Source organism: Runella sp. SP2 (assembly GCF_003711225.1).
Classification (GTDB): Bacteria; Bacteroidota; Bacteroidia; order Cytophagales; family Spirosomataceae; genus Runella.
This window is the reverse complement of the sequence record NZ_CP031030.1, coordinates 2,371,321-2,394,861: the sequence shown is the minus strand read 5'-3', so window position 1 is coordinate 2,394,861 and position 23,541 is coordinate 2,371,321. Positions and strand designations below refer to the sequence as shown.

The window sequence follows — 23,541 nt, the reverse complement described above, 5'->3', positions numbered from 1 at the left end:
CACCATAAGTACTAATAAGGTACCAATGACAATGCGGTACATTTGGCGCCAACTTTTAATGAAAGGTGGTAATCCTTCGGTCTCGTTAGGTTGTTGGGAGTCCATCATACAAATGCGCAAAATTTGAGTAGCAAAAGGGAATGGGTGAATTATTTGTTTTACATCAAAAAAATAACCAAAATGCGTGCCGTAAAATTAGGTGTATTCTTTGAGCTTCTGGTAAAGATTAGCTAGAAAGTCAAAAAAGATGTTTAAAGCGTCATAATCCTAGTTTTAACAACCGATAGTTTTTTCAAAAACCCTTAATTTAACTTATTTTTCATTCAATGAATTTCAAAGATCAAGTAGTGATTATTACGGGAGGATGTTCTGGCATTGGGCGGTCGGCGGCATTGGCTTTTGCTCGCGAAGGTGCTAAATTATTCCTTGCCGACCTGTCAGAAAAAGCAGGGGACGAACTCGTGGAAGAACTTACTGGAATGGGTGCTGCGGCGACTTTTGCTCGTATTGATGTCACCGACGTTGAAGATGTACAGCGCATGATTAGCGATTGTATTTCTTATTTTGGGAATATTGATGTATTGGTCAATAGTGCGGGCATCGTTGGACCACGAGCTCGTACCGAAAAATACCCGACTGCCGACTTTCAAAAAGTGTTGGATGTCAACGTAAACGGCCTTTTTTATTGTATGCAAGCCGTTTTACCCCATTTTTTGAGCAAAAAAAGAGGCAATATCGTCAATATTGCGTCGGTGGCTGGTTTGGGCGGATTTGCGGGGCACATTGGTTATTCGGCCAGCAAACATGCAGTAGTGGGCATGACGCGTTCGGCTGCCCTCGAATTTGCCAAACACGGAATCAGGGTAAACGCCATTTGCCCAGCGTTTACGTTGACACCCATGCTCGAAAACGCGATTGTTAACGACGATACCAATTACTTAGAAGCACTCCAGAATGCGATTCCGATGAAGCGATTTGGGAAACCCGAAGAAATCGCTGACGCAATTTTGTACGCAGCCTCGGCTTCATCATCGTTTATGACAGGACACACCCTCGTCCTTGACGGCGGACTTTTAACTGCCTAATTTCATTCACCAATTACTAAAGAACTAACCAAAATGGCTGACAACCAACTTTTTAAATTGACAGGTAAAGTAGCGCTCATTACGGGAGCAAGTAAAGGAATCGGCGAACAAATTGCGCGGTATTTGGCACAATTTGGCGCAAAAGTCGTGATTAGTAGTCGGCGGCAAGCAGACCTCGACGAATTGGCGGAGGACATTCGTAAAACGGGGGGCGAAGTCACGGCCATAGAGGCAAGAATGGGAGACGAAGCACAAACAAAGCACTTATTTGATAAAACGGTAGAGGTCTATGGCGGAATTGATATTTTGGTAAACAACGCTGCGGCCAATCCTTATTATGGCCCTACCGTAGATTGCCCCGACAATGCCTATGACAAAATCATGGACATCAACGTAAAAGCACCTTTTCAACTATCTAAAATGGTGTATCCCGTCATGAAACTGAGAGGAGGAGGGAGCATTATCAATATTAGTAGCATTGCTGGCGAAACGCCCGACCCAGGTTTGGGGATTTATAGCGTGAGTAAAGCATCCATTAATATGCTTACCAAAGTTTTGGCAAAAGAATGGGGAGCAGATGGAATTCGCGTAAATGCCGTCGCGCCAGGGCTTATCAAGACAAAGTTTAGCCAGGCGCTTTGGCAAGATGAAAAAACATTGGCGCATTTTACAAAACGATTGCCCATTGCCCGCATGGGGACAGTAGAAGAAGTGGCTTCGTTGGTTTTGTATTTAGCTTCGGATGCGTCGGGCTACTGCACGGGAGGCATTTATACCGTCGATGGAGGAACCACTATTTAGAAAGCACATATCCCAATATTTTCATGGAGGTTTTAAGTCGTTGGTACATTCCCAAGACCGTTGTTCCTAGATTGTACCGCCGATTTATCCCATTATGACTACTATTGTGCCCATATTTAACATTCTCACCGCTTTTGATATGCTCATAACAACTACCAACAACATTGAGGGTAAAAAAATTACTCAGTACATCGGTTTGGTCAACGGCGAGGCCATCATAGGTGCCAATTTTGTAAAAGACTTTTTTGCAGGCATTAGTGACATCGTAGGCGGACGCTCAGGGGCGTACGAACAGGGCTTACGCGAAGCCAAGAGTATTGCCCTCAAAGAAATGATTGAACAAGCCCAGCGGCTAGGCGCCAATGCCATTATAGGAGTTGATTTAGACTATCAAACCATCGGTGGTAGCGGTACTATGCTCATGGTAAGTGCCAACGGGACAGCCATCATTTATGAGTAAGAGGGGGAAAAAGCCCCTCTTATTAACTTAAATATACACCTGCTTCAGGCTCAGAAAGTTTCACCCGAATGTGCTCATTGAGCGTAGTACTCAGGGCGTAGCCAACATAATCAGCCGAAATGGGAAAGGAGTGATGGGCTCGATTGACCATGACCGCCACTTGCACCCGTTTGACAGAAACTCCCAAAAACGGAGAAAGACTGTAGGCTAGCGTACGACCTGTGTTTAGCACATCATCCACCACAATGATTACTTTGCCGTTCAGTGCTTCTTTGTCTATGTCAAAATGGACAGGGCTGGTATGGGGCTGCTCTTTGTTTAGGTCAATTTTCATCAACGTAATGTTCAAAGGCGAAATCTCCCGCAGGTAGTTGGTTAAAAGACCAGCCATGGTATAGCCTTCCCCCACGATTCCAGCAAGGACAACGTTGGTTTCTTCGAGGTTACGTTCGTAAATTTCAAAAGCAATTCGCTTTATTTTTTGGTGGGTTTGGTCGAGTGAAAGTATTGGATTCTGCACAGCGAAAAAGGAATAATCTGTTTTTTGTGAGACGAACGAGTTTGGCACAATTTTAGCCAAGAACTTATTGAAATCAAAAAACAAATTTACGCTTTCGCAATGAGAACCCTGCAAATTATTTTCTTGACGTTAGTAGTTGGGTGTATTTTTAGTGGCTTTGTTGCCGAGAAGACTGCACGAGACCTTGAAATCGCTGAAAAGATTAAAGGCTCGATAAAAAGCGGAAATGCCCACAATCTTGCGGTACATTTTGAGAAAAATTTGGACTTAGTCATTGATGCCGAACACGTTGAGTTTCGCCGCGTTCGTGATGGACAAGCAGAATTGATTTTGAAAAACTTCTTTAAAAAATATCCCCCGAAAGACTTTAAATATGGCTTTCAGGGGACGGCTTCTAAAGTTCGTTATTGTACGGCAACGTATCAGGCACTCAATGGTAATTCGTTTCAGGTATATATTTTGATGAGAGTCACCGAAAAAGAATACCTTATCAATACGCTACATTTTAAGAAAGAGTGATTTTATTTAATCACGAAGTTGTTGTCTTTGATGCCTTTGTTGACTTTCACAGAAGTTACTTCGGCCTTTGATGAGAATTGTCCGTTGCCTTGCTCGCGGACGTAAGGGATTTTAACACCATTACCATCTTTGATTTCTTTGTAGTCGCTGAGGGCTGCGTTCATCATTCCGCCGCCCATCATTCCACCACCCATACCGCCACGGCCACCGCCTTGGCCACCCTGACCTCCGCCACCTTCAGGACGTTGTCCTTCGGGACGCTGACCACCGCCTTGACCATCTGGACGAGGGCCTCTTTGACCTTCACCCGAGCCAGCTCTTTTTACTTTAAGACCCGTCTCTACGTCAAAGAAATCGTTCCATTTTCTTCCCTCAGGAATGGCAAATTCCACTTTCCACGCATCTTTGCCATTGACAGCTTCTTTACCAACCACCGTTTTTTGAACGTTAAATTCAGCATAAAGTAATTCGGGAAATGGAGCAGCTTGTAAAATGGCGCCTACGGCGTCTTTGCCTTCGAGGGTACGTGAGTTGGCATTACCTCCAAAACTAGAAGTAATGGCTACCTTTGTTCCATCGCAAGTTTGGCGCGTTACTTCATTGCCCATCATGTACACGACGCTGCTGAATTTATTGCCTTTTTTAAATTTCACTTCCGATTCCATCGAACCACGTTGGGTTTCGGCAACGGTACTAATAGAAATGTCTTCGATTTTGGAAAGGGCCTCTTTGCCGCCAATGGCAGCTAGGTATTTGTCAAGGATGGCATCTGCCGAGGGAGTTTCTTGGGCTGAAGCAGCACCAACAACGCCAAACATCATCAGGCTCAAAATTATTTTTTTCATAGTTGTTTGGGGAATGATAAAAGTTGATAAAACTTGGGTATTGATTTAAGCAAATGTACGTAAAAAGGAAGTTGTTATTGTGAGTAAAGTCGTCAGATTTTGGGAGAACACCGCCCAAACGCCTATTCAAATCGTTGAAGCCCCTATTTTTGTAGAGCTGGGTTTACGCGTTTATATTAAACGTGATGATTTAATTCATGCTTACATTTCGGGAAATAAGTGGCGGAAGTTAAAATATAATTTGATAGAAGCCGAAAAAAATGGCTTTCAAACATTGCTTACGTTTGGTGGGGCATTCTCAAACCACATCGCTGCCGTAGCAGCTGCGGGAAAGGCGCTGGATTTTGACACCATCGGTATCATTCGCGGTGAAGAACTTAGTCCAGACTCAAACCCAACGTTGCAGTTTGCGGCTAAGTGTGGGATGAAACTACATTTTGTGAACCGAACCCTTTACCGTGATAAAGAACAATTGACCCAACGTTACGGCAGAGATGCTTTTGTAATTCCCGAAGGCGGCTCAAATCAGTTGGCGGTAAAAGGGGTAGCGGAAATGGTAGAAGAAGTGAAAAATCAGCTCGACGGTAAGATTGATTATTTCTGTACTGCGCTGGGAACTGGTGGAACGGCAGCGGGTATTGTATCCGCATTTGAGGAGGAGGTATTGGTTTTTCCAAGTTTGAAAATCTCTTCTGAAGAGGCGGGACAGTTGATTTTAACGCATATTCTCCAACCCAAAGGCCACTTGAAAGTGATAGATAAATATCATTTTGGCGGTTATGGGAAAATGAACGACACATTGCTGGATTTTATCCGTGACTTTGAAACGCAGACTGGCATACCACTTGAACAAGTTTACACCGCTAAAATGATGTATGGACTGGTGGAGTTAGCTAAAGAAGGTTTTTTTAAATCAGGAGATCAAATTGTGGTTTTGCACACAGGAGGCTTACAAGGAAGAAGTGAATTGTTACCTCCAATAAAAAGAAAATAGCCCCGAATATCGGGGCTATTTATCTACCTATTAACAGCCATGAAAACAAATATTTTATGCCATAGAAGGCTTGAATGTCAGTCGTTGAATACCGTAGTAACTTCCGAATAAAACTGCACAGTAAAAGAAGTCACCCATAACGGTGTTGAGGAATAAGTTTCCCCAAAAGGTTTGTTGGTAAAATGCTAGACCCGCAGTATAGCAGGCTACAAGACCTGCCCACGTTTGTGGATACATCGAGCCTTGAAACCAAACAAAAAAATTCGTAATTAAAAAGAACGAGATAGAAGCTACTAGACTAGCCACGACAACGCGTCCAAATGTAACTTTTTTCAAAAAGAAAAGGCCAAATGTGGAAATGAGAACAAAAGAAACGTAAGTGGGGAGAGAAGGTGAGCCAATGAGTACGTCACTCAAAAGCATGGCTACCATCGGAATCATGAAAGCATAAACTTTACGGCTAAACTGAGCAGCGCCAAATAGGGCAATAGCTCCAATGGGAGTAAAGTTAAATGGATGAGGTAAAATCCGAGAAAGTGTAGCTAAAAAAATCAGCACAGCTACTGTACTAAATCTCGTAAAAACTGAATTCATGACTGAGGTAAAAAGTTCTCTCGATACGTGTTTTTTTTTGTTGGCTCTTAGATTTCTCTGAACTTGGGTGTAAAGATAAAATGATATTTGTGAAAATAGCAAGAAGTGTGTCAAAAAAACACTAAAAAAAATAACAAATTGTGAACTAATACTTAAAAAAGTTTATAAACCTCGAAAATCCATAGATTGCTGGGCGTCTTTTCGGCTGAAATTACAGTTTGAAGGACTGTTGGGTGTGCGTTACTTGAAATCCGTCTTTTAGTATCTCTTGGTACTCGGGTGACGTAGGTTGGAGTAGCGGATTGGTATGGTTTAAATGAATAAAATGTACTTTCTTTTTTTGGGATATTGGGAGGTGCTTCAAAAGTGAAATGGTTTCAGTAACAAAAGGGTGGGGAACCTCACTCATGGGACGATTGATTTCCCCATCTTTGTAGAAAGTGCCGTCCAAAAGTGCATAGTTAACGTTTTGGACGAGTGTTTCTAGGGATTGATTCCATTTTTGCCACTTGTCGATGTCGGGTATAAAGACTAGCCGCTTTTGAGGGCCAATTATTTCAAACCCGACCGTTTCTGAAAATTCATCACGGTGAGGCACTCTAAATGCTCTTACTTTTAGGCGGTCATTTAGTTCAATAAGTATATCCTCTTGCAATGGTCGAAGTTTAATATTTTCCAGTTGTACCAATTGGCTCCACGGCCCATTTGATTCCAAGTAAGTTTTCATTCGAGGCATGGCATAAACGGGTACGGATTTAGCACCCATTACTTCTCGACCGAGATCCATTAGTCCTGTATAATGTCCGATGTGGGCATGAGTAAGAAAAATACCAGCTAGTTCATTGCTCGAATTTTGTGTTATATTTTTTAGTGCCTCAAGTTGAAACTTAAAATCAGGTGTAGCATCAAATATCCAGCGTTGTCCAGTACTGGGGTCGACTAGGGCGATGCAAGAGACGGCCTCAAATGCTAATTTCTTTTCCCAAACTGCTCTACAACAGGCTTTATTGCAACCTGCTTGAGGATAACCGCCGTCTTGTGCTGTTCCCAAAACCACCACGTATGGCTCTTGAGCGTTTGCGGCAACGACGAAAAAGAGTTGAAGAAGCCAATTTTTCATCATGTTTAGTAATCGGTTGACCATTATTTGTGAATTGTAAATAGAGCTATTGGTCAAACGACGCATTAAATAAGGAGAATTTTCTTCATTTTTTGAAAATCTAAGCGACCAAGTAGGTAATTTTTGGCAAAAAATGACTCTTTATAATAGGTCTGGCTAAACTTCGATTGGCCAACCAACACACCAAACTATCGTTTATCTACCAATTGATTTTTATTCACTTTCCTCACAAACCCTTAATCCATGTGTAAGCTGTCTAATTCACTTACTTTTTATTGTTTCCTCTTTTTTGTTGGTTTTTGTACCCACGTTTTTGCCCAACCAAAAACTGACCTTACGGCACCCTTCGCCTTTGAGAATGGTGATAGAGTTCTTTTTGTGGGAAATTCGTTGATTGAAAACGACGTCCAATTTGGGTATTTGGAACTAGCCCTGACGACCCGCTGGCCCAACCGAAACCTGACTTTCCGAAACATCGGTTGGTCGGGTGACAATGTGTTTGGTGACGCGAGGAGTTACGTAACAACGCCGCCGACGCCCTACGAACTTTTGATGCAACAAATAACGGAGGCAAAGCCCACGGTGGTTTTTGTGGCCTACGGGGGCATCGAAGCACAGGAAGGTGAGGAGGGCTTGCCACGTTTTAAACAAGGTCTTAATCAACTCATTGATAAAATAGACCAATTGGGGGCTAAAACAATTCTGATTTCGCCCATACCTTTATTATTATCACCTTCTGAAAACGTTTCACAAAAAAACAGTGCGTTAGAGACGTATGGTTCGGTCATTGAGCAAATTGCAAAAGCCCGTAATAAGCGTTTTATCAACGTATTTAAACCCATTTTGGAAGTAAGCAAGCAGTCCGTGATTACTGAAAATGGTGTCCACCTTAACGCGACGGGCTATTATCATTTGGCTACAATTCTAGAAAAAGAGCTTGGCTATTCTGCCCGAAACGAAGGTATTACTTTGGAAATATCTAAAAATTTGGTAGCGTCAAGTATCCCCACTGAGCTCTTGAGTTCAACAAAAGAATCTATAAGTTTTGTGGTAAAAGAACCCTATTTTCCTCTACCTGCTCCGCAAGAAGATGGCAAAACTATCATGGTTGATAATGGCCGCAAGCTGAGTATCAAAGGGCTAAAGAAAGGTTTTTATACCCTAACGTCCGAAAATGAGTTGATTGCGGTGGCGTCGGCAAAACAGTGGGAAGAGGGTGTTGTTATTCGACAAGGGCCTGCTTTTGTCCAAGCCGAAGAACTGAAAAAGAACATTGTTAAAAAGGAAGAACTGTTTTTTTACCAATACCGACCCTTGAACCAAACGTACATTTTGGGCTTTCGTTCGTACGAGCAAGGGCGGCATAAAAAGGGGTTGGAGGAGCAAAATTACCTCATTACGTGGCTAGAAGCGCAAATTGCCACCGCCAACCAACCTAAACCTGTTACGTACCAATTAACCCTTTTGAAATAGGTATTGGTTATTTGTGATTGGTTATTGGGAAAAATAGGAAACCCGAAACCCTAAACAAGAAACCCGAAACAGTAAAATCAAAACTCGAATCTCCACTATTTCATAGATTATGCAACGTACTACAATTAATAAAACTATTTCGTTGTTGCGAAAAACCTTGCTTCTGCCCGTTGTTGTTTTGACAACCGCTTTGGTAAATCAAGATAAAAACTGGGATGTTCCAAACCCTGACGTTCAAAAAGAACTCGAATCGTTCAAAATAGCCGATGGTTTTGAAGTAACCCTTTTTGCGGCCGAGCCATTGGTAGCAAAGCCCATTCAGATGAACTGGGATTCCGAGGGGCGACTCTGGGTAGTAAGTAGCACTGCCTATCCTCACCTAAAAACGGGGGAACAAGCCAACGACAAAGTGTTTGTGTTGGAAGATACCGACGGGGATGGCAAAGCGGACAAGTCAACTATCTTTGCCGAAGGACTTTTGACCCCCACGGGTATTTTGCCAGGAGATGGAGGTGTATATGTGGCCAACTCGACTGAAATTTTGCACTTTGCCGATACCGATGGAGATGGCAAAGCCGATAAACGACGCCGTATTTTGAGTGGATTCGGAACCGCCGATACGCACCACCTGATTCATACCTTCCGTTGGGGACCCGAAGGAAGCATGTATTTCAACCAATCCATTTATATCTACAGCCACGTTGAAACGCCTTCGGGGATTAAACGACTTGAAGGGGGAGGAGTGTGGCAATTGCGCCCTCAACAACTCGACCTCGATATTTATGCCAAAGGGCTTATCAATCCGTGGGGCTTGCAGTTTTCGCGTTGGGGTTCGTCATTTTTAACGGACGGAGCAGGAAATGAGGGAATTAACTACGCTTTTCCTGGCGCTACGTTTGTGACAGCACCTGGAGCTGAACGTATTTTAAGAGGACTCAATCCAGGCCAACCTAAGCACAGCGGCTTGGATATTATTTCAGGACGGCACTTACCCGAATCGTGGGCTGGGTCGTTGATTACCAATGATTTTCGTGCCAACCGTATCAATCGGTTTAAATTGGAAGAACAAGGCAGCGGGTTTGTTTCCAAACAAGTGGAAGACCTGCTTTGGACCGATAATGTGGCGTTTCGACCCGTGGATATTTCGGTAGGGCCCGATGGCGCTATTTACGTTGCCGACTGGTATAACCCCATTATTCAGCACGGCGAAGTTGATTTCCATGATCCGCGCCGTGACCAAGAACACGGTCGGATTTGGCGGATTGTGGCCAAAAACCGTCCGTTGGTCAAGAAACCACAACTGACCAAAGCTTCGGTGAATGAACTCTTGGAGGTACTTCGCCAACCAGAAGATTGGACACGGCTTCAAGCCAAACAAGTCCTCAAAAGTCGTGGAGCGAAAGAGGTGATTCCTGCCCTTGAACAATGGGTGAATAAATTGGACAAAAAAGATCCCAATTATGAGCATTTGTTGTTGGAAGCGCTGTGGACATATCAAACACTGGATACCGTCAATGAGTCGGTGTTGTTGACGCTCCTCAAAGCCGAAAACCACAACGCCCGTGCAGCGGCGATTCGGGCATTTCAGCTATGGCATGGTAAAGTAAAAGACGAGGCAGGAGTGTTGGCAAACGCCGTAAAAGACACCCATCCGCGCGTACGATTGGAAGCCGTCATTGCCCTACGAAAGCTGAAAAACGCAGAAGCTGCTCAAAAAGCCTTGGCCGTATTGGATAACTCGATGGATGAATTTTTGGATTTTGCCCTGTGGGAAACCGTACGCGAATTGCAACCTCAGTGGCTACCTCGCCTCAAATCGGAGCCGAACTTTTTGGGCGACGCCAAGAAAACTTCATTTGCCCTAAAATCGGTTAACAACGCGGATGCGGTGGTGATTTTGACTCAACTGTACCAAAAGGGACAAGTACCCGAAGAATACCAAAAGGATGCGCTTAACTCGATAGCAAAATGGGGGAAAGTGCCCGAATTGAATACACTTTTTGATATTTCGGTACAGGGTAATGCCTCGCGTGATAAACAAACAGCAGCGCGTTTAGGGGCATTGGCCGAGGCAGCTCAGCAACGGAAAATACAGCCTACCAGTGGATTAGGCCGTATTATGGAGTTTGTGAAGAGCGACGAAGAAGCTACGGCAACAACTGCCATTCGGTTGATTGGACTGTGGAAAATGGAAGAATTGAGCGAGCAATTGTTGGGTTTGGTTCAACAAGGTGAAAAACCCGTCAAAAAAGCAGTATTAGTGGCTTTATCGGCGATGGGCAGCGAAAAATCGAAAAAAATGCTAATCGACTTAACAGGAGCGAAAAATACGCCCGAGCTACGGGTAATGTCGGCGACGCAACTGGTGGGTTTGGACGCCAACGAGGCGGCCAAAATTGGCACTGACTTGATGCGGACTGTTCCCGCTGAAACGGATGTAACTGAGTTGTTTAAAGCGTTTTTTGCGACAAAAACAGCGACAGAGGCTTTGTCAGAAGCCATTAATACGCGAAAAATTCCTGAAAATTTTGCCAAAATAGGCCGCCAATTGATGGGGCGAAATATTCCTTGGACTCGTCGCCGTGCCGATGATGTGGTGCAACTGGAAAAAGCGCTTGAGTCGTCTGGCGGAACATTGCCCGTCGAAAAAATGCCCCAACAACTCAACGACCGCGAAATAACGGCTTTGGCCAAAACGGTGGTCGAAACGGCTGACCCTGCATTGGGCGAAAAAGTATTTAGAAAGTCTGAGTTGTTGTGTCAAACGTGCCATGCCATTGGCGGAGCTGGAGGGCGAATTGGGCCAGATTTGAGCAGTTTGGGCACAAGTTCGCCCGTAGAAACCATCATTCGTTCGGTGTTGTATCCTACGCTTTCCATCAAAGAAGGGTATGAATTACAGCGAATTGTGAAAAAAGATGGCAGTGAAATGATGGCCTATTTAGTGAGCAACGGAACGTCCGAAGTCGTGGTAAGGGATGTGGCAGGACAAGAAATTTCAATGGCTAAAAATCAAATCTCAACCATCGAAAAAACTCCAGGTTCGTTGATGCCAGCGAGCTTGACGGCGGGGCTTGACAAGAAAGAATTTGTGGATTTGATTGGGTTTTTATCAAAAATGGGAGGACAATATCGGGTTCCAACTACTCGCTTTGTGCGCCGTTGGAATACTGCCCTAGGAAGCAAAGAATTGACCCGAAAAGTAGCAGAAGAAGGAGGTTTGTTTGTGGCAAAGGACAAAGGAAAGGTCATCAACATGCCGATTTACAGTAAAGTATCGGGCAGCTTGCCGCTTGATGAACTACCAGTGGTGGAAGGCGGAGCTGGAAAGCGTTTTAGTTTTGTCCGTTTCAATTTGGAAGTCGTCAACAAAGGAAACGTTGAATTAGCGCTGAACTCAGTCGCGGGAGTATCGGCTTGGGTGGATGCCAAACCGATGAAAATGTCGCCAACGGGTATTTCGTGTGAACTGACCAAAGGCATTCATTCGTTTACAATTGCCATCGACCGAAACGCTTTCAAAGAAAATAGCATATCTGTTCAAGTGCTGGATGATCAAAACGGAGCCGCCCAGCTTCGTTTAATGATGGATATGTAAATTAAGTAGTTTCAACTGCTTGCTGGAGACTTCCCACTGAGGCTACGTTGGCCAAAGCGGGAAGTCTTTTTGTTTGACCTAATTCACTATACTCTTCACCGTTTTTTGAAGATTAAATTTTATTTTTTTCTAACAAAATTCAAACCTTCTCAGTTGTATGAAAAATACGATGTTGTTGTAGTATTTCATATAAGTTACAATCTCGTACTTTTTTCAAAACATGAATCCAAAAAAACTCATTGCCGAACTCAAAGGCGCGGGAAAAGAATACAAAACAGGTGACCAGACAATTGTTGCCCTTCAAGCGACTGATTTCCAGTTGCATGAAGGAGAACTGACTTTGATTATTGGCCCTTCTGGTTCGGGTAAAACTACCTTGCTTTCTCTGTTGGGGTGTGTCATTTATCCAAGCTACGGCGATTTGTGGGTGGATGGACAACACATCAATTCCTTGAATGCCACAAAATTGGCCCGCCTTCGACTGGAAACCATTGGTTTTGTGTTCCAAAGCTTCAATCTTTTAGCACCACTTACGGCCGAAGAAAACGTTGAGTTGCCCTTAAAATTACTCGGTTTGGACAGCAGCGAACGAAAAAAACGAGTTCAAAAAGCCCTTGAAACCGTGGGAATGATAGAACGCCGAAAAAATTTACCAAAAGCGTTATCTGGTGGCCAACAACAACGCATTGCCATTGCTCGGGCTTTGGTGACAAACCCCAAAATGATTTTGTGTGATGAACCTACGGCTTCGCTTGACAAAGATTCGTTGGGGGTAGTGATGAAAGAATTACAGACATTGGCCCGTCAAGGAAAATCGGTCGCCGTTGTCACCCACGACCCCCGCTTGCAACAGTACGCCGACCGTGCCGTAGAGGTAAAAAATGGGCTAGTGATTCCTATTGAATTAACGAACGTTAAGGGCTGATACAGAGTTAATCGTTGCGGTTTGCTGACCGTTAATTAGGCTGATTAACAATCTCTAACTGATATTTTGAATCTGCTTTAATTTTAACCATTTACACACGTGAAAATAAAGAAAGTCAAAAAAGAATGGTTGTTGGTTTTATGCCTCCCTCTCTGGTGGGGGTGTGGTAAAAAATCAGAGTCGGAAGAAAAAGCCGCCAAGGTCGATTCGGTGGCACTTCCTTCAACCAAAGACCAAATTTTGGGCGTAGCGAGAATTGAACCAGAAGATGGACTTATGAGCCTAACGGCAGGTACAACGGGCCGCGTTCTGGAGGTGCTTATCGACGAAAACGATTCGGTCAAAAAAGGCCAACCGTTACTCCGAGTGGAAGTTGCCGTAGAGAATGCCCAACTTCGTCAGTCAGAAAGCAAGATTGCAACGCTCCAAGCCACCCTGGCGGCCAATCAAGCTACGCTTGAGGGATTACGGGTTAGTTTGGCTAATGCCCAAGAAAATTACACCCGAAACGTGGATTTGTTCAAAGGCAACGCCCAAACCAAACAAGTCGTGGATGATAGCAAAGCGACGGTTGATAAATTAGTGAAAGATATAGAAACGGCGGAGGCCAACGTTCGGCAAGCCCAAAGCCGTATCGGGGAATCGAAGGCTGATTTGAACTATTACCAAACCGTTTTGGAAAAGAAAAAAGTGCTGGCATTGCTTTCGGGCAAAATCCTGAAAGTGCTGGTCAAAGTAGGTGAGTACGTCAATAACGACTCCCAAATCGCTGATTTTGCGCCGTCAGGGCCTTTGTATGCCAAAACCGAAGTGGATGAACTCTACGCCGAACGGGTTCAAGTAGGGCAAAAAGCCTACATTTTATCCCAAACCACAGGCGATACGTTGGCGGAGGGAAAGGTAAGCTACGCCGCTGCGTATTTGAAACAAAAATCGTTGTTTAAAGACCAAGCGACCGAACAAGAAGACCGCCGCGTTCGGGACGTGTCTATTCGATTGGAGGCGGGAAAAATGCCGCTCATTGGCAGTCGGGTTGATTGTCTTATTCTTCTCAAATAAACGTGATTTACCATGCTCAAAGAGGCGTTTAAGTTCATGTGGTACGACAAAGCCAAAATGTTTGGGATTTTGTTTGGTATCATTTTATCGGTGTTTTTGATTGGACAACAACTCGGCATTTGTTTTGCCTTGTTAGGCGGCACCATTTCTTTGGCCGAAAACAACAAGCAATACATTTGGGTTGTGAGCGATAAAAGTCAGCAGGTTAGTGACTTGCCGTTGTTAGATATGCGCATTTCGCGGGAGCTGATGAGTATTGCGGGCGTAAAGCGGGTCAATACGATGGTGGTGGCCGCAGGTAGTGCCAAGTTTAAGGATGGTACTAAAACGCCCATTACCCTCATCGGGACTCAATCGCCGCGCCACGCGGGCGGGCCGTGGAATTTTGTCAAAGGAAATTTGGAAGATTTACAGCAAGAAGGCGCCCTCATTACGGACGAATACGACCCCATTTCTTCCAAGAAAATTAAAATTGGCGACCATTTTGAATTCAACGGTGCTCGCGTTTTTTTGAGTGGAAACACCCGAAGTGCCAAAGGATTAGGCGTGGCCTATGGCTTTACAACGGTTGAACGTGCCCGTAAGTTGTGCCGAATTTCTACCAATCAAGCATCGGCGTTTTTGGTGGAAGCCGAGCCAGGCTTCACGCACCAACAAGTCGTAAACAACATCAACAAAGAGATTTTGGGCGTGAAAGCCCGCGACGGCGAAGCGTTTACCCAAGAAAGTCTCAAATACTTTGCGCTCAACAGTGGTATCGTCGCTTCCTTTGGCTTATTGGTCGTTTTTGCCATCATTACAGGCTTTGCCATTGTGGGTTTAACGATGTTCTCGGCTGTCAACGACCGATTGAAAGATTATGGCACGCTCAAAGCCATTGGGGGAACCAACGGAATCATCCGTCAACTGATTTTGTGGCAAGCCGTTATTTATTCGACAGTCGGTTTTGTCATAGCCTACGTCTTGCTGCGGGGCTTTGTCAATGTCACCAAAACCAGCCTTAACATCAAAATTACGCCTTATTTAATTCTTTTTCTCATTGGTGTAACCCTGTTCATCGCCGTGTTGGGGAGTTTGTTTGCCATGCGAAAAATCACCAAAATGGAGCCTGCTCAAGTATTTAGAACCTAATTGTTATGAGGAAATTCGTGTTTTTTTTACTCGGAATTGGGCTGTTGCCTATGGCTGTAAATGCTCAAAAACTATCGCTTGATGACGCCCTTAAAATGGCCCTTGATAATCGCCTCGAACTGAAAAACCAACAACTTCAACTGCGAATTGCGGAGGGAGAAGAGGCTAAACTTCGGGCAAAATGGCTTCCGCAGGTCAACGCCTCGGCGGATATGCGTTGGAACACCCAACTTCAAACCTCGGTTTTTAAAAATGCCCCTTTTGCCAACGGCCAAGACGTCAAATTGGTGTTAGGTGTTCCGTTTAACAATAATGTGGGACTTTCGGCGGAGCAAAAAGTCTATGACGCGGCTACCAAGTACGATCGATTGATTATCTCTGAAACGGTGGAAGGTCAAAAAATTACGCTCGAAAAGCAAAAAATAGACATAAAACAAGCCGTTACGGAGGCGTATTACGCCGTTTTGTTCAATCAAGAAAAAATAACTTTGGCCGAAAAAGCGGTTGTTCGGGCGCAAGCGTATTGGGAGTCGGGGAAGACGAAGTGGGAAAAAGGGACGATTCTAAAAAACGATTTTGACCGCCTGCAATTGGATGTTAACAACGCTCAAACGGCGCTGACGAAGGCAAAACAAGATTTAAAGGTGAATCAGGCGTACCTTTTGTACCAAATTGGTTTAAAACAAACCTCGGTGGAACTGACCGAAACCTTGGAAAAAGTGTTGGCAACTGCGGAAAATTCGGTTCAAGAAACCGCGCTTGATACTCGCCCTGAGCTAAAACAAGAACAATCGGCGTTGCGGTTGAATGAATTGCTACAGCAAAAGCAAAAATCACGGTTGGCGCCCTTAGTAAGTGCCTACGGAAACTACACCGCGCTCCAGCTCAATGACAAATTTAATCCATTTTCGTCGGGAACGTGGTTCCCGTTCAATTACGTGGGTTTGAAGCTAAATATTCCCCTGTATGACGGTAAACAAACGTCCATTTTACGCAATGAATATGCGTTGAAAACGCAAGTAAACCGCAATACAATTGATAAAATAAAAGGAGATTTTGAATACGAAATTACCAACACAACGACAGTTCTGACCCAAGAAAAGGCCAATGTGCTGGACACGAAGAAAAACGTGGAGTTGGCGCAACAAATTCTAGAAACCGACCGCTTTCGCTACGAAAAAGGGACGTTGTTGTTGGCTGATTTGAAAAACACCGAGTACAGTCTTCAGAACGCCGAAACCAATTATTTGAACAGTGTGTATCAGTTCTTAATTGCCCTTGTGCGTTATAAAAAAGCAGTGGGGATGCTCTAGCGTCCCCACCTTTGATGCCTATTTCATAATCATTTCGTAGGCCGTTTCGAGCAATTCTTCTTTGTCGAGCAAGCTCAATGAGAGGGGTAATTGGGCCAAACCGAGCAAGCGCCGCATGATTTCGACGCCCGTAAATTGGTCAACCAACTGTGGGTTTTTGACGTCTCCGTAGGCTTGATATACTTTTCGAATCGTATCTTCGTCTTGTTTGGACATCATCAAGTGCGCGGTGAGGACGCCTAAATCAAATTCAGGACAGCCATAAAAACAAAATTCTGGGTCAATCACTTTCAGACCAGAATCGGTTTTTAGCCAACTGCCTGGGTAAAAATCGCCGTGCAGCAAGCTGTGCCCGTCCGACAAATAGACGTGCCCCAGTTCTTCTACTTTCTTTTTCAAATACGGGTCAACTTTATAGGCCATCGAAATCATTTGAAATCCGTCATGGAGCGAATCGAGGTCAAACCCGTTGTTTTCCACGAAGGGAAACTTAAAAATATGTTCATGGTTGAGTACTCTCATGGCACGGTTGGCAAACGTCCCGTCGAGGGTTTCTTCCCACGTTAGTTGATGCAACATGGCCAAAAAATGCGCCAATGCTTCGGCTTCAACCATCGACAGTTTTTGCTGAGGTTGGTACAAAAACGTATAATCGCTCGACGTCCCTAAGTCTTCCAAAGCAAGAATACACGCACTTTCATCTACTCCAATCAATGCTGGCATGAAGGTTTGGATGGAGGCAAATTCTTGAATTTTCTCGTAAAAATGAGCTTCAACCACAGCACGTTCGCAGGGAGCTGAAATTTGTGGATATTTTTCTACGTAAGGCCGAGCCTGTTTGACAATAAGCGTACGGTCGTGCGTCCGAACCCGAAGCGTATAATTCATGTTACCTTCGCCAGGGATTTCAAGGCTAAAAATAGGCTCGTACTCTTTGAGCCATCCTTTTGCCTGTAGGTATTCTTGCAATGCTTGTGCTTTCGTGATGTCGAGGTGCATAAAGTTCAAATTTGAATTTTCGAAGGTACGACTAAAACAATTGTGCCAGCGTTTTGGATTTAGATTTAAAATAGTTTGCACCTAACCACTCCTGTTTGCTTATTTGCGGGCTGTTTCGGTGTAGAAATAGCAATGCGTCGGAGGCGCAGGGCCTTTTTCTTCCCCAATTCTAAATAGGAAAGAGCGACAGAGCAATATAGATTTTTAAAAGTATAAATAACGTAAATGACCGCATCTCAATTCATTGCGCCCATTGTGGGCACTAGCGAACGCCAAACCCAAAATACCATTCAACTCCTCGACGAAGGAGCTACGGTGCCTTTCATTGCTCGTTATCGGAAAGAAATGACGGGGCAACTCGATGAGGTTCAAATCCTTGCCATTAAAGAACAGTACCAAAAGTTTCAGGAAGTAGAAAAACGCCGTGAGGCCATCCTGAAAAGTATTGAAGAACAGGGTAAATTGACGCCCGAACTCCGTAAGTTGCTCGAAAATACGTATCACTTACAATCGTTGGAGGATATTTATTTGCCTTACAAACCCAAGCGTAAAACGCGGGCGACGATGGCTATTGAGAAAGGCTTGGAGCCGCTTGCACAGGTGATTTTTTCGGGTAAAGAAGGTAATCCTGAGCGATTGGCAGAAAAGTATTTGAACGACCAAGTGGCGTCGGTAGCAGATGCACTTCAAGGCGCGCGCGACATTATGGCGGAGTGGATTTCGGAAACGACCGAAGCCCGTAACAAAATGCGTTTTGCCTTTGAACGTACCGCCATCATTACGTCTAAAGTCAAAAAAGGAAAACAGGAAGAGGGCGCCAAATACCGCGATTACTTCGATTTCAGCGAACCGCTCAACAAAATTCCTTCGCACCGTTTGTTGGCCATTCGACGGGGCGAGGAGGAAGGTTTCTTAAACATTGACATTTCTCCCGAGGAAGAACAAGCCATTGAATACCTCGACCGCTTATTTGTCAAAGGCTTACCAGCTTGCAAAGACCAACAAGAACAAACGGTGTCGGATGCGTACAAGCGTTTGTTGAAACCAAGTATCGAAACGGAATTTTCTAATTTGTCGAAAGAAAAAGCAGATAAATACGCCATTCAGATTTTTACCGAAAACCTGCGTCAGTTGCTCTTGGCGTCGCCTTTAGGACAAAAACGCGTATTGGCCATTGACCCAGGTTACCGCACAGGTTGTAAAGTGGTTTGCCTTGATTCTCAGGGAAATTTGTTGGCCGATACGGTCATTTATCCGTTTGATAAACGTTTGGAATCCGAAGCAACGATTCAGAATTTGGTCAAAAAACACCAGATTCAAGCAGTTGCCATCGGAAACGGAACGGCAGGACGCGAAACGGAAGATTTTATAAAAAATGGCCCACTTGGCCCCAATAGCGGCATCAGTGGCGTGGCTATTTACATGGTTTCGGAGCAAGGTGCGTCGATTTATTCGGCCTCGGAAGTAGCCCGCGATGAGTTTCCCGACAAAGACGTGACGGTTCGTGGTGCGGTGTCGATTGGACGTCGCTTGATGGATCCGTTGGCAGAATTGGTAAAAATTGACCCCAAATCGATTGGGGTAGGGCAATACCAGCACGATGTCGAACAAAATATGCTGAAAGGCGCGTTGGATGCTGTGGTTGAAAGTTGCGTAAACTCCGTGGGGGTCAACCTCAATACCGCCAGCAAACACCTGCTTCAGTACGTGTCGGGATTAGGGCCTGCTTTGGCCAAAAATATTGTGGCTTACCGTGCCCAAAATGGGGATTTTAAGTCGCGCCAACAGTTGCTGAAAGTTCCCCGCTTGGGAGGCAAGGCATTTGAGCAAGCCGCAGGTTTTCTACGGATTGAAAATGCGGAAAACCCGCTCGATAACAGTGCCGTTCACCCCGAAAGCTACCCTGTGGTAGAAAAAATGGCGAAAGATTTGGGAACCAACGTGGCCGAATTGATGCGAAAACCTGAGTTGCGTCGCCAAATTAACCCTCAAAAATACGTAAGTGCTTCCACTGGCTTGTTGACTTTGCAAGACATTGTGAAAGAACTCGAAAAGCCCTCGCGTGACCCTCGGGAAACCATCGTGGCCTTTGAGTTTGACAGCCGTGTTCGTAAACCTGAAGATTTGCACGAGGGTATGGTACTGCCGGGTATCGTGACCAACATCACCGCATTTGGTGCATTCGTTGACATTGGGGTAAAGCAAGACGGCTTAGTGCACGTTTCACAAATGGCCAACCGTTTCATCAAAGACCCGAACGAAGTAGTAAAACTCCAACAGCACGTGACGGTAAAAGTGACAGAAGTTGATTTGTCACGCAAGCGAATTGCGTTGACGATGAAGTTGTAAGATTGATAATTGCTTCGGACAGGGCCGCATGTGCGGAAGCATAACCTTTGTAGGGATTTTTTTGATTTATCTACAAAGGTTATGCCTCTTCCGAGGCTAATTTGAATTATAATAGAACTTTTGCTTTATTACTTAACAATTAACTTGTGCTTCAGCACTTAAAGGGTAATACAGATGGAAGAAATTACAAAAATTGGCCTTGAAGTATTTGGAAATATAGAAAAGTTGGAGCTATGGTTACATACTCCAAACAATGCTTTAGGTGGATTTAAACCATTTGAATTGTTGAATGATGTAAATGGTAAAGATTTGATAATTAGAGGGTTGAGTTTTATTAGCTATGGCATTTTGGCGTAAATTAGTATAAGCTAAGTGATTTGCATGGACAGTTATACCGCTCTAATGCAGATTGCGAAACGCCTGCTGCAAATGCCGTTCGTCGTGAGCGATAATAAACTGAAAAACATCGCCTAGTTTGAGTCGAATCAGCCGAGTGATGGAAATCGGAATCCGAATGTGGTTGAGGTTGACCGACTTCGCTTGTTTTACGTACGACAACAATTCTTCTTGATGTTGAATAAACCGCGCGACTACAGCGTGCCCGTCCAATTGTTCTGCTGGAATATGCCCTTTAAAGGCTTTAAATTTTTTCTTACCCGTCGTAGGTTCCATCATTTTGATAGAATAAGCCCCCAACCACGAACTTTCGAAATGTGTGTCAGGTGACGATTTTGGGGCTTTTTCTAGTCCCGATTTTATTTGTGGCAAATAATAATCACCGTACGTATTGAGGTGTTCGAGGCATTGCGCAATGCTCCAGCCGCCATTTGACGCAGCACGAAGCAAGACATCTTCTGGGAGGTTTTGGAGGGAATAAATAGTATCTTTTAAATGTTGCTCAATGCGATTTTCGAGCTGCTGTATAAGTTGGGCTTGTGCGATTTTTGACATTGTTTTGTTCGTTTTTTTTGCAAAAATCAGCCTAGTTTTACTTTCAAGAGTTGGCATTTACCAAGATTTTTTACAACCGAATTCGATTGATAAACTTACTGAAATTAGTGGCGTCCATCCCCAAATAATTGGCCAAATACTTGTGAGGAACCAGTTGTAAAATGTGCGGACTGCGCCGTAATAGTTGCTTAAAACGGTCTTCCGCACTAAACGATTGAAGCTCGACGAGCCGTTCAAGCACGCCCGACAAGGCATCCGAAACCCCCAGCCGAATCAACGCCGCGACGTCAGGTCGTGTGTCAATGAGAGGTTGCAAATCGGTGATGGAAGCCCGTAAAAAAACGGAAGGAGTGAGGGTTTCGTAATAATACCTAGAAGGCGAGGCGAGCATCAGGGCGTCCAAAACACCACCAAATGAAGGCGCATAGGTAAAAACCAAGGTCGCCTCGCGGCTTTGGTCGTCAAAATAATAGACCCGTTGGACGCCTTCCAGTACAAAATACAAATAACGTTCTCGCTCACCTGCCACAGTTAAGACTTCTTTACGTTTAGCTGAAAATGGTTTCCAAAGGGTACTGAAGTCTTCCCAACTTTCGGTTGAAAGTGGCTGAACCTCATCAATAACGGTTTTAAGAGTGGCTAGTTGGGAGAATAAGTTAAGCATACATTTGTTTAATTTTTCCAACACAAGATATGACCTTTTCTTAAAAAATAGTACCTTGCTGACCTACAAAGACCTATGATGAACAGTTTGACTTCTACTACTTCGCTGACGCGTGATGCGTACGTGCAAGATTGGCGTACTACTTATCACCGTTCATTAACAAGCTACGAACGAAAAAAATCCTCGTTTGTGTCAGGCTTGTTACCTGACCTGCCTACCAAATTTGATGCGTTTCAACTGCTAGATATTTTGCAGAAACGCTTAGGGACTGAGCTACTCGGCCGCGCGCTACAACCCACAGAAACCATAGCTTCACCACGGGCGAATGAGCCAAGTAGCCAATGGTTAAAGACTTCCAACATGGTGGGCGTAAACGTCCGAACGATTGGAAGCTTCTGGAACGTGGTGGGGTATGCGCTTACCTTACCGTCTTTCCACGATTCTATTCACCTACTTCCAATTTGGGAGCCTGGAGTGGTGGGAAGTCTGTACGGAAAAGTGAGCTGGAATATCAACACGGAGTTTTTTAGCTGGCAACTTCAACGCGCCGTTCCGTGGTTAGATACGGTCGAGAAACAACTCAAAGTAGTGGTAAATTTGCTACACGCCATGGGCAAAACGGTTGGGTTAGATGTGATACCACACACCGACCGTTTTTCAGAAATCGTGTTGACGCATCCTCGCCTGTTTGAGTGGGTGCAGCGAGATGGCGGTCGGCTTGTCAACCATTCAGAAAACGTGTGGGAACAAGTAGAAGAGGTCATTTGGCAACATTTGCATCACCACGGAACCGCCGATGGCTCTTGGTTGAATTTTGGAAAAGAAGTACTTTTTGACCCAACCATCCCTTTCTTACACGATAAAAAAAGACAAGAAATACTTTTTGGTTTTGACCAGCAGCAACGCTTACACCGACGCCTCGCCTTGATGCAAGACTTGGTCGGTCGTGGGTTTGAAACTTTACCCATGACGATGGCACCGCCTTACCGTGGGTTACACATTAACCCTGAGGAGTTTGTGCTCGACGAACGCGGTACGCCTTGGTACCAATACGAGTTTGACCATCCACAAGACATGTCGCGGGTATTTGGGCCGTTGACACGCTACCGTTTTTATCATTCTAAAAACGACAACCAGCAATGGGAACTTGATTTTCAGAATCCACACATGGCGGCGTGGCAGTATTTTACGCGCAAATACTACGAATGTCAGCAGGAGTATAATTTTGATTTTATGCGGGGCGATATGGCCCACGTCCAAATGCGGGCGGAGGGCGTTCCTGCCCAGCCTGATCATTTTTATGACCCGTTGCGGGCGGTAAAAGAATATGTGCAAAAACACGGTGCCCAGCATTTTGCTTTTTATGCCGAAACGTTTATCGCGCCGCCTGATACAATGGGCTATGGAGATGAATTTGACCACTTGGAGGCGATTCGTGCCGATGCTACTTTGGGCGATTTGCAGTCATCGGTGGTAGGGGAAGCTACGTTTATGGAGCGTTTTAGCCTGTATGACCAATTACTTCGTTCGCGGGCATTTGCGCCTAGTTTTACCATCATTACGGCCGACAAAGATGACCCTCGTTTTGATGAGTTTTATCGAACAGGCAATATGGTTCGGTACTTTATAGGGCTGTTTCTCACAGATATGCCGAGTTATTATAGTTTAGGTTTTGAAGTGAGAAATCTGCACCAGCAACGGGGCAAAAACGAAGAATATACCAAGCTCTACGTTTTTCAAATCCACGACGATGCCGAGACCGACAAAGTAACCCACGGGTCGTTTGAGTGGGGAGAAAATATCGAGCAGTTTACCAAAATGTTGGAGTTGCGGCTTTTTGCGGAAACAATCTGGCCGCAGATTGATGCAAAAACTGTAAAATGGTTGTTGCCCCCCGACGCGACGGCCACAAACAAGCTAATTGCGTGGACATTGGCGGAAGATAATTCTTACGTTTTTGTCGCGAATTTAGGAGCAGAACAAACTGTAACCTTGGATGATTTGCCGCTTAAAGGATATGAATTGGCCTTTGCCACCGAGCCTCCAACGGAAGCTTCAACCATCACTGCGAGCAGCGGCCAAGTGTATCAGAAAGTAAAATAACGCGAACTTTTCAAGAAATGTGCCTTTAGACACTACCT

21 protein-coding genes are annotated in these 23,541 nt (G+C 44.6%); 14 read left to right on the top strand and 7 right to left on the bottom strand.

The genetic code is table 11. The features are described from left to right. Positions 1 to 326 precede the first annotated feature (326 nt). The 3 genes from DTQ70_RS10100 (at position 327) to DTQ70_RS10090 (ending at position 2,346) form a co-directional block, all read left to right on the top strand. Positions 327 to 1,085, top strand: coding sequence for an SDR family NAD(P)-dependent oxidoreductase (locus tag DTQ70_RS10100; RefSeq protein ID WP_122930695.1), 759 nt, complete (start codon positions 327 to 329; stop codon positions 1,083 to 1,085). A 33-nt stretch (positions 1,086 to 1,118) separates the two neighbouring features. Then, positions 1,119 to 1,886, top strand: a complete 768-nt coding sequence (locus DTQ70_RS10095) for an SDR family NAD(P)-dependent oxidoreductase (protein WP_122930694.1) — start codon at positions 1,119 to 1,121, stop codon at positions 1,884 to 1,886. Between the two features lie 139 nt (positions 1,887 to 2,025). Continuing rightward, complete coding sequence (locus DTQ70_RS10090; protein ID WP_028525734.1) at positions 2,026 to 2,346, top strand: YbjQ family protein; 321 nt, start codon at positions 2,026 to 2,028, stop codon at positions 2,344 to 2,346. 22 nt (positions 2,347 to 2,368) lie between these two features. Here the strand turns inward: DTQ70_RS10090 and DTQ70_RS10085 are convergent, their stop codons facing one another. Further along, positions 2,369 to 2,866, bottom strand: coding sequence for a phosphoribosyltransferase family protein (locus DTQ70_RS10085; protein ID WP_122934342.1), 498 nt, complete (start codon positions 2,864 to 2,866; stop codon positions 2,369 to 2,371). A 99-nt stretch (positions 2,867 to 2,965) separates the two neighbouring features. Here DTQ70_RS10085 and DTQ70_RS10080 point away from each other — a divergent pair, with 99 nt between their 5' ends. Continuing rightward, positions 2,966 to 3,385, top strand: a complete 420-nt coding sequence (locus DTQ70_RS10080; protein ID WP_122930693.1) for a DUF4783 domain-containing protein — start codon at positions 2,966 to 2,968, stop codon at positions 3,383 to 3,385. A 2-nt stretch (positions 3,386 to 3,387) separates the two neighbouring features. On the opposite strand, the gene DTQ70_RS10075 is transcribed toward DTQ70_RS10080, so the two are convergent. Further along, on the bottom strand, positions 3,388 to 4,230 hold the full coding sequence (locus DTQ70_RS10075; RefSeq protein WP_122930692.1) for a hypothetical protein: 843 nt from the start codon (positions 4,228 to 4,230) through the stop codon (positions 3,388 to 3,390). A gap of 79 nt (positions 4,231 to 4,309) precedes the next feature. Between DTQ70_RS10075 and DTQ70_RS10070 the strand changes: the two genes are divergently transcribed. After that, positions 4,310 to 5,224 carry a 1-aminocyclopropane-1-carboxylate deaminase/D-cysteine desulfhydrase gene (locus DTQ70_RS10070; protein WP_206019676.1) on the top strand — a complete coding sequence of 305 codons (915 nt, stop codon included), beginning with the start codon at positions 4,310 to 4,312 and terminating at the stop codon, positions 5,222 to 5,224. A 54-nt stretch (positions 5,225 to 5,278) separates the two neighbouring features. On the opposite strand, the gene DTQ70_RS10065 is transcribed toward DTQ70_RS10070, so the two are convergent. Both DTQ70_RS10065 and DTQ70_RS10060 read right to left on the bottom strand, forming a co-directional pair. Continuing rightward, positions 5,279 to 5,818: a DUF6580 family putative transport protein gene (locus tag DTQ70_RS10065; RefSeq protein WP_122930691.1), complete on the bottom strand. Its 540-nt coding sequence runs from the start codon at positions 5,816 to 5,818 to the stop codon at positions 5,279 to 5,281. 211 nt (positions 5,819 to 6,029) lie between these two features. Continuing rightward, on the bottom strand, positions 6,030 to 6,941 hold the full coding sequence (locus tag DTQ70_RS10060) for an MBL fold metallo-hydrolase (protein WP_206019670.1): 912 nt from the start codon (positions 6,939 to 6,941) through the stop codon (positions 6,030 to 6,032). 240 nt (positions 6,942 to 7,181) lie between these two features. Between DTQ70_RS10060 and DTQ70_RS10055 the strand changes: the two genes are divergently transcribed. From DTQ70_RS10055 to DTQ70_RS10030, 6 genes are all read left to right on the top strand, one after another. Further along, the gene (locus DTQ70_RS10055; protein ID WP_122930689.1) at positions 7,182 to 8,411 is read left to right on the top strand and encodes a GDSL-type esterase/lipase family protein; all 1,230 of its coding nucleotides are present in this window, start codon (positions 7,182 to 7,184) and stop codon (positions 8,409 to 8,411) included. Positions 8,412 to 8,520: 109 nt separating this feature from the next. Next, a complete protein-coding gene (locus DTQ70_RS10050) occupies positions 8,521 to 12,009 on the top strand; it encodes a PVC-type heme-binding CxxCH protein (RefSeq protein WP_122930688.1) in 3,489 nt (1,162 codons plus the stop codon). A gap of 220 nt (positions 12,010 to 12,229) precedes the next feature. Then, entirely contained in the window at positions 12,230 to 12,934 is a 705-nt protein-coding gene (locus DTQ70_RS10045; protein WP_122930687.1) for an ABC transporter ATP-binding protein, read from the top strand. 99 nt (positions 12,935 to 13,033) lie between these two features. Beyond that, positions 13,034 to 13,993 carry an HlyD family secretion protein gene (locus DTQ70_RS10040; protein ID WP_229600105.1) on the top strand — a complete coding sequence of 320 codons (960 nt, stop codon included), beginning with the start codon at positions 13,034 to 13,036 and terminating at the stop codon, positions 13,991 to 13,993. A 12-nt stretch (positions 13,994 to 14,005) separates the two neighbouring features. Beyond that, positions 14,006 to 15,124 (top strand): ABC transporter permease, encoded by a 1,119-nt coding sequence (locus DTQ70_RS10035; RefSeq protein WP_122930686.1) that lies wholly within the window; start codon positions 14,006 to 14,008, stop codon positions 15,122 to 15,124. Between the two features lie 5 nt (positions 15,125 to 15,129). Continuing rightward, positions 15,130 to 16,437 (top strand): TolC family protein, encoded by a 1,308-nt coding sequence (locus DTQ70_RS10030; protein ID WP_122930685.1) that lies wholly within the window; start codon positions 15,130 to 15,132, stop codon positions 16,435 to 16,437. A gap of 18 nt (positions 16,438 to 16,455) precedes the next feature. Here DTQ70_RS10030 and DTQ70_RS10025 read toward each other — a convergent pair whose 3' ends face one another. After that, the gene (locus DTQ70_RS10025) at positions 16,456 to 17,436 is read right to left on the bottom strand and encodes a phosphotransferase (RefSeq protein WP_122930684.1); all 981 of its coding nucleotides are present in this window, start codon (positions 17,434 to 17,436) and stop codon (positions 16,456 to 16,458) included. Positions 17,437 to 17,661: 225 nt separating this feature from the next. Here DTQ70_RS10025 and DTQ70_RS10020 point away from each other — a divergent pair, with 225 nt between their 5' ends. After that, entirely contained in the window at positions 17,662 to 19,785 is a 2,124-nt protein-coding gene (locus DTQ70_RS10020) for a Tex family protein (protein WP_122930683.1), read from the top strand. Positions 19,786 to 19,959: 174 nt separating this feature from the next. Then, positions 19,960 to 20,142 carry an MbcA/ParS/Xre antitoxin family protein gene (locus tag DTQ70_RS10015; protein WP_122930682.1) on the top strand — a complete coding sequence of 61 codons (183 nt, stop codon included), beginning with the start codon at positions 19,960 to 19,962 and terminating at the stop codon, positions 20,140 to 20,142. Positions 20,143 to 20,184: 42 nt separating this feature from the next. Here DTQ70_RS10015 and DTQ70_RS10010 read toward each other — a convergent pair whose 3' ends face one another. Both DTQ70_RS10010 and DTQ70_RS10005 read right to left on the bottom strand, forming a co-directional pair. Then, positions 20,185 to 20,736 (bottom strand): DinB family protein, encoded by a 552-nt coding sequence (locus DTQ70_RS10010; protein WP_122934339.1) that lies wholly within the window; start codon positions 20,734 to 20,736, stop codon positions 20,185 to 20,187. Between the two features lie 70 nt (positions 20,737 to 20,806). Continuing rightward, a complete protein-coding gene (locus DTQ70_RS10005; RefSeq protein ID WP_122934338.1) occupies positions 20,807 to 21,400 on the bottom strand; it encodes a Crp/Fnr family transcriptional regulator in 594 nt (197 codons plus the stop codon). A 75-nt stretch (positions 21,401 to 21,475) separates the two neighbouring features. Between DTQ70_RS10005 and DTQ70_RS10000 the strand changes: the two genes are divergently transcribed. Next, complete coding sequence (locus tag DTQ70_RS10000) at positions 21,476 to 23,503, top strand: hypothetical protein (RefSeq protein ID WP_122930681.1); 2,028 nt, start codon at positions 21,476 to 21,478, stop codon at positions 23,501 to 23,503. Positions 23,504 to 23,541 lie beyond the last annotated feature (38 nt).

What these genes read in the sequence shown, in the direction of transcription:
- DTQ70_RS10065 (WP_122930691.1), bottom strand. Translation starts at nt 5,818, where the DNA reads ATGAATTCAGTTTTTACGAGATTTAGTACAGTAGCTGTGCTGATTTTT.
- DTQ70_RS10095 (WP_122930694.1), top strand. Translation starts at nt 1,119, where the DNA reads ATGGCTGACAACCAACTTTTTAAATTGACAGGTAAAGTAGCGCTCATT.
- DTQ70_RS10055 (WP_122930689.1), top strand. Translation starts at nt 7,182, where the DNA reads ATGTGTAAGCTGTCTAATTCACTTACTTTTTATTGTTTCCTCTTTTTT.
- DTQ70_RS10080 (WP_122930693.1), top strand. Translation starts at nt 2,966, where the DNA reads ATGAGAACCCTGCAAATTATTTTCTTGACGTTAGTAGTTGGGTGTATT.
- DTQ70_RS10100 (WP_122930695.1), top strand. Translation starts at nt 327, where the DNA reads ATGAATTTCAAAGATCAAGTAGTGATTATTACGGGAGGATGTTCTGGC.
- DTQ70_RS10045 (WP_122930687.1), top strand. Translation starts at nt 12,230, where the DNA reads ATGAATCCAAAAAAACTCATTGCCGAACTCAAAGGCGCGGGAAAAGAA.
- DTQ70_RS10020 (WP_122930683.1), top strand. Translation starts at nt 17,662, where the DNA reads ATGACCGCATCTCAATTCATTGCGCCCATTGTGGGCACTAGCGAACGC.
- DTQ70_RS10075 (WP_122930692.1), bottom strand. Translation starts at nt 4,230, where the DNA reads ATGAAAAAAATAATTTTGAGCCTGATGATGTTTGGCGTTGTTGGTGCT.
- DTQ70_RS10010 (WP_122934339.1), bottom strand. Translation starts at nt 20,736, where the DNA reads ATGTCAAAAATCGCACAAGCCCAACTTATACAGCAGCTCGAAAATCGC.
- DTQ70_RS10050 (WP_122930688.1), top strand. Translation starts at nt 8,521, where the DNA reads ATGCAACGTACTACAATTAATAAAACTATTTCGTTGTTGCGAAAAACC.
- DTQ70_RS10030 (WP_122930685.1), top strand. Translation starts at nt 15,130, where the DNA reads ATGAGGAAATTCGTGTTTTTTTTACTCGGAATTGGGCTGTTGCCTATG.
- DTQ70_RS10035 (WP_122930686.1), top strand. Translation starts at nt 14,006, where the DNA reads ATGCTCAAAGAGGCGTTTAAGTTCATGTGGTACGACAAAGCCAAAATG.
- DTQ70_RS10000 (WP_122930681.1), top strand. Translation starts at nt 21,476, where the DNA reads ATGATGAACAGTTTGACTTCTACTACTTCGCTGACGCGTGATGCGTAC.
- DTQ70_RS10060 (WP_206019670.1), bottom strand. Translation starts at nt 6,941, where the DNA reads ATGATGAAAAATTGGCTTCTTCAACTCTTTTTCGTCGTTGCCGCAAAC.
- DTQ70_RS10090 (WP_028525734.1), top strand. Translation starts at nt 2,026, where the DNA reads ATGCTCATAACAACTACCAACAACATTGAGGGTAAAAAAATTACTCAG.
- DTQ70_RS10025 (WP_122930684.1), bottom strand. Translation starts at nt 17,436, where the DNA reads ATGCACCTCGACATCACGAAAGCACAAGCATTGCAAGAATACCTACAG.
- DTQ70_RS10015 (WP_122930682.1), top strand. Translation starts at nt 19,960, where the DNA reads ATGGAAGAAATTACAAAAATTGGCCTTGAAGTATTTGGAAATATAGAA.
- DTQ70_RS10005 (WP_122934338.1), bottom strand. Translation starts at nt 21,400, where the DNA reads ATGCTTAACTTATTCTCCCAACTAGCCACTCTTAAAACCGTTATTGAT.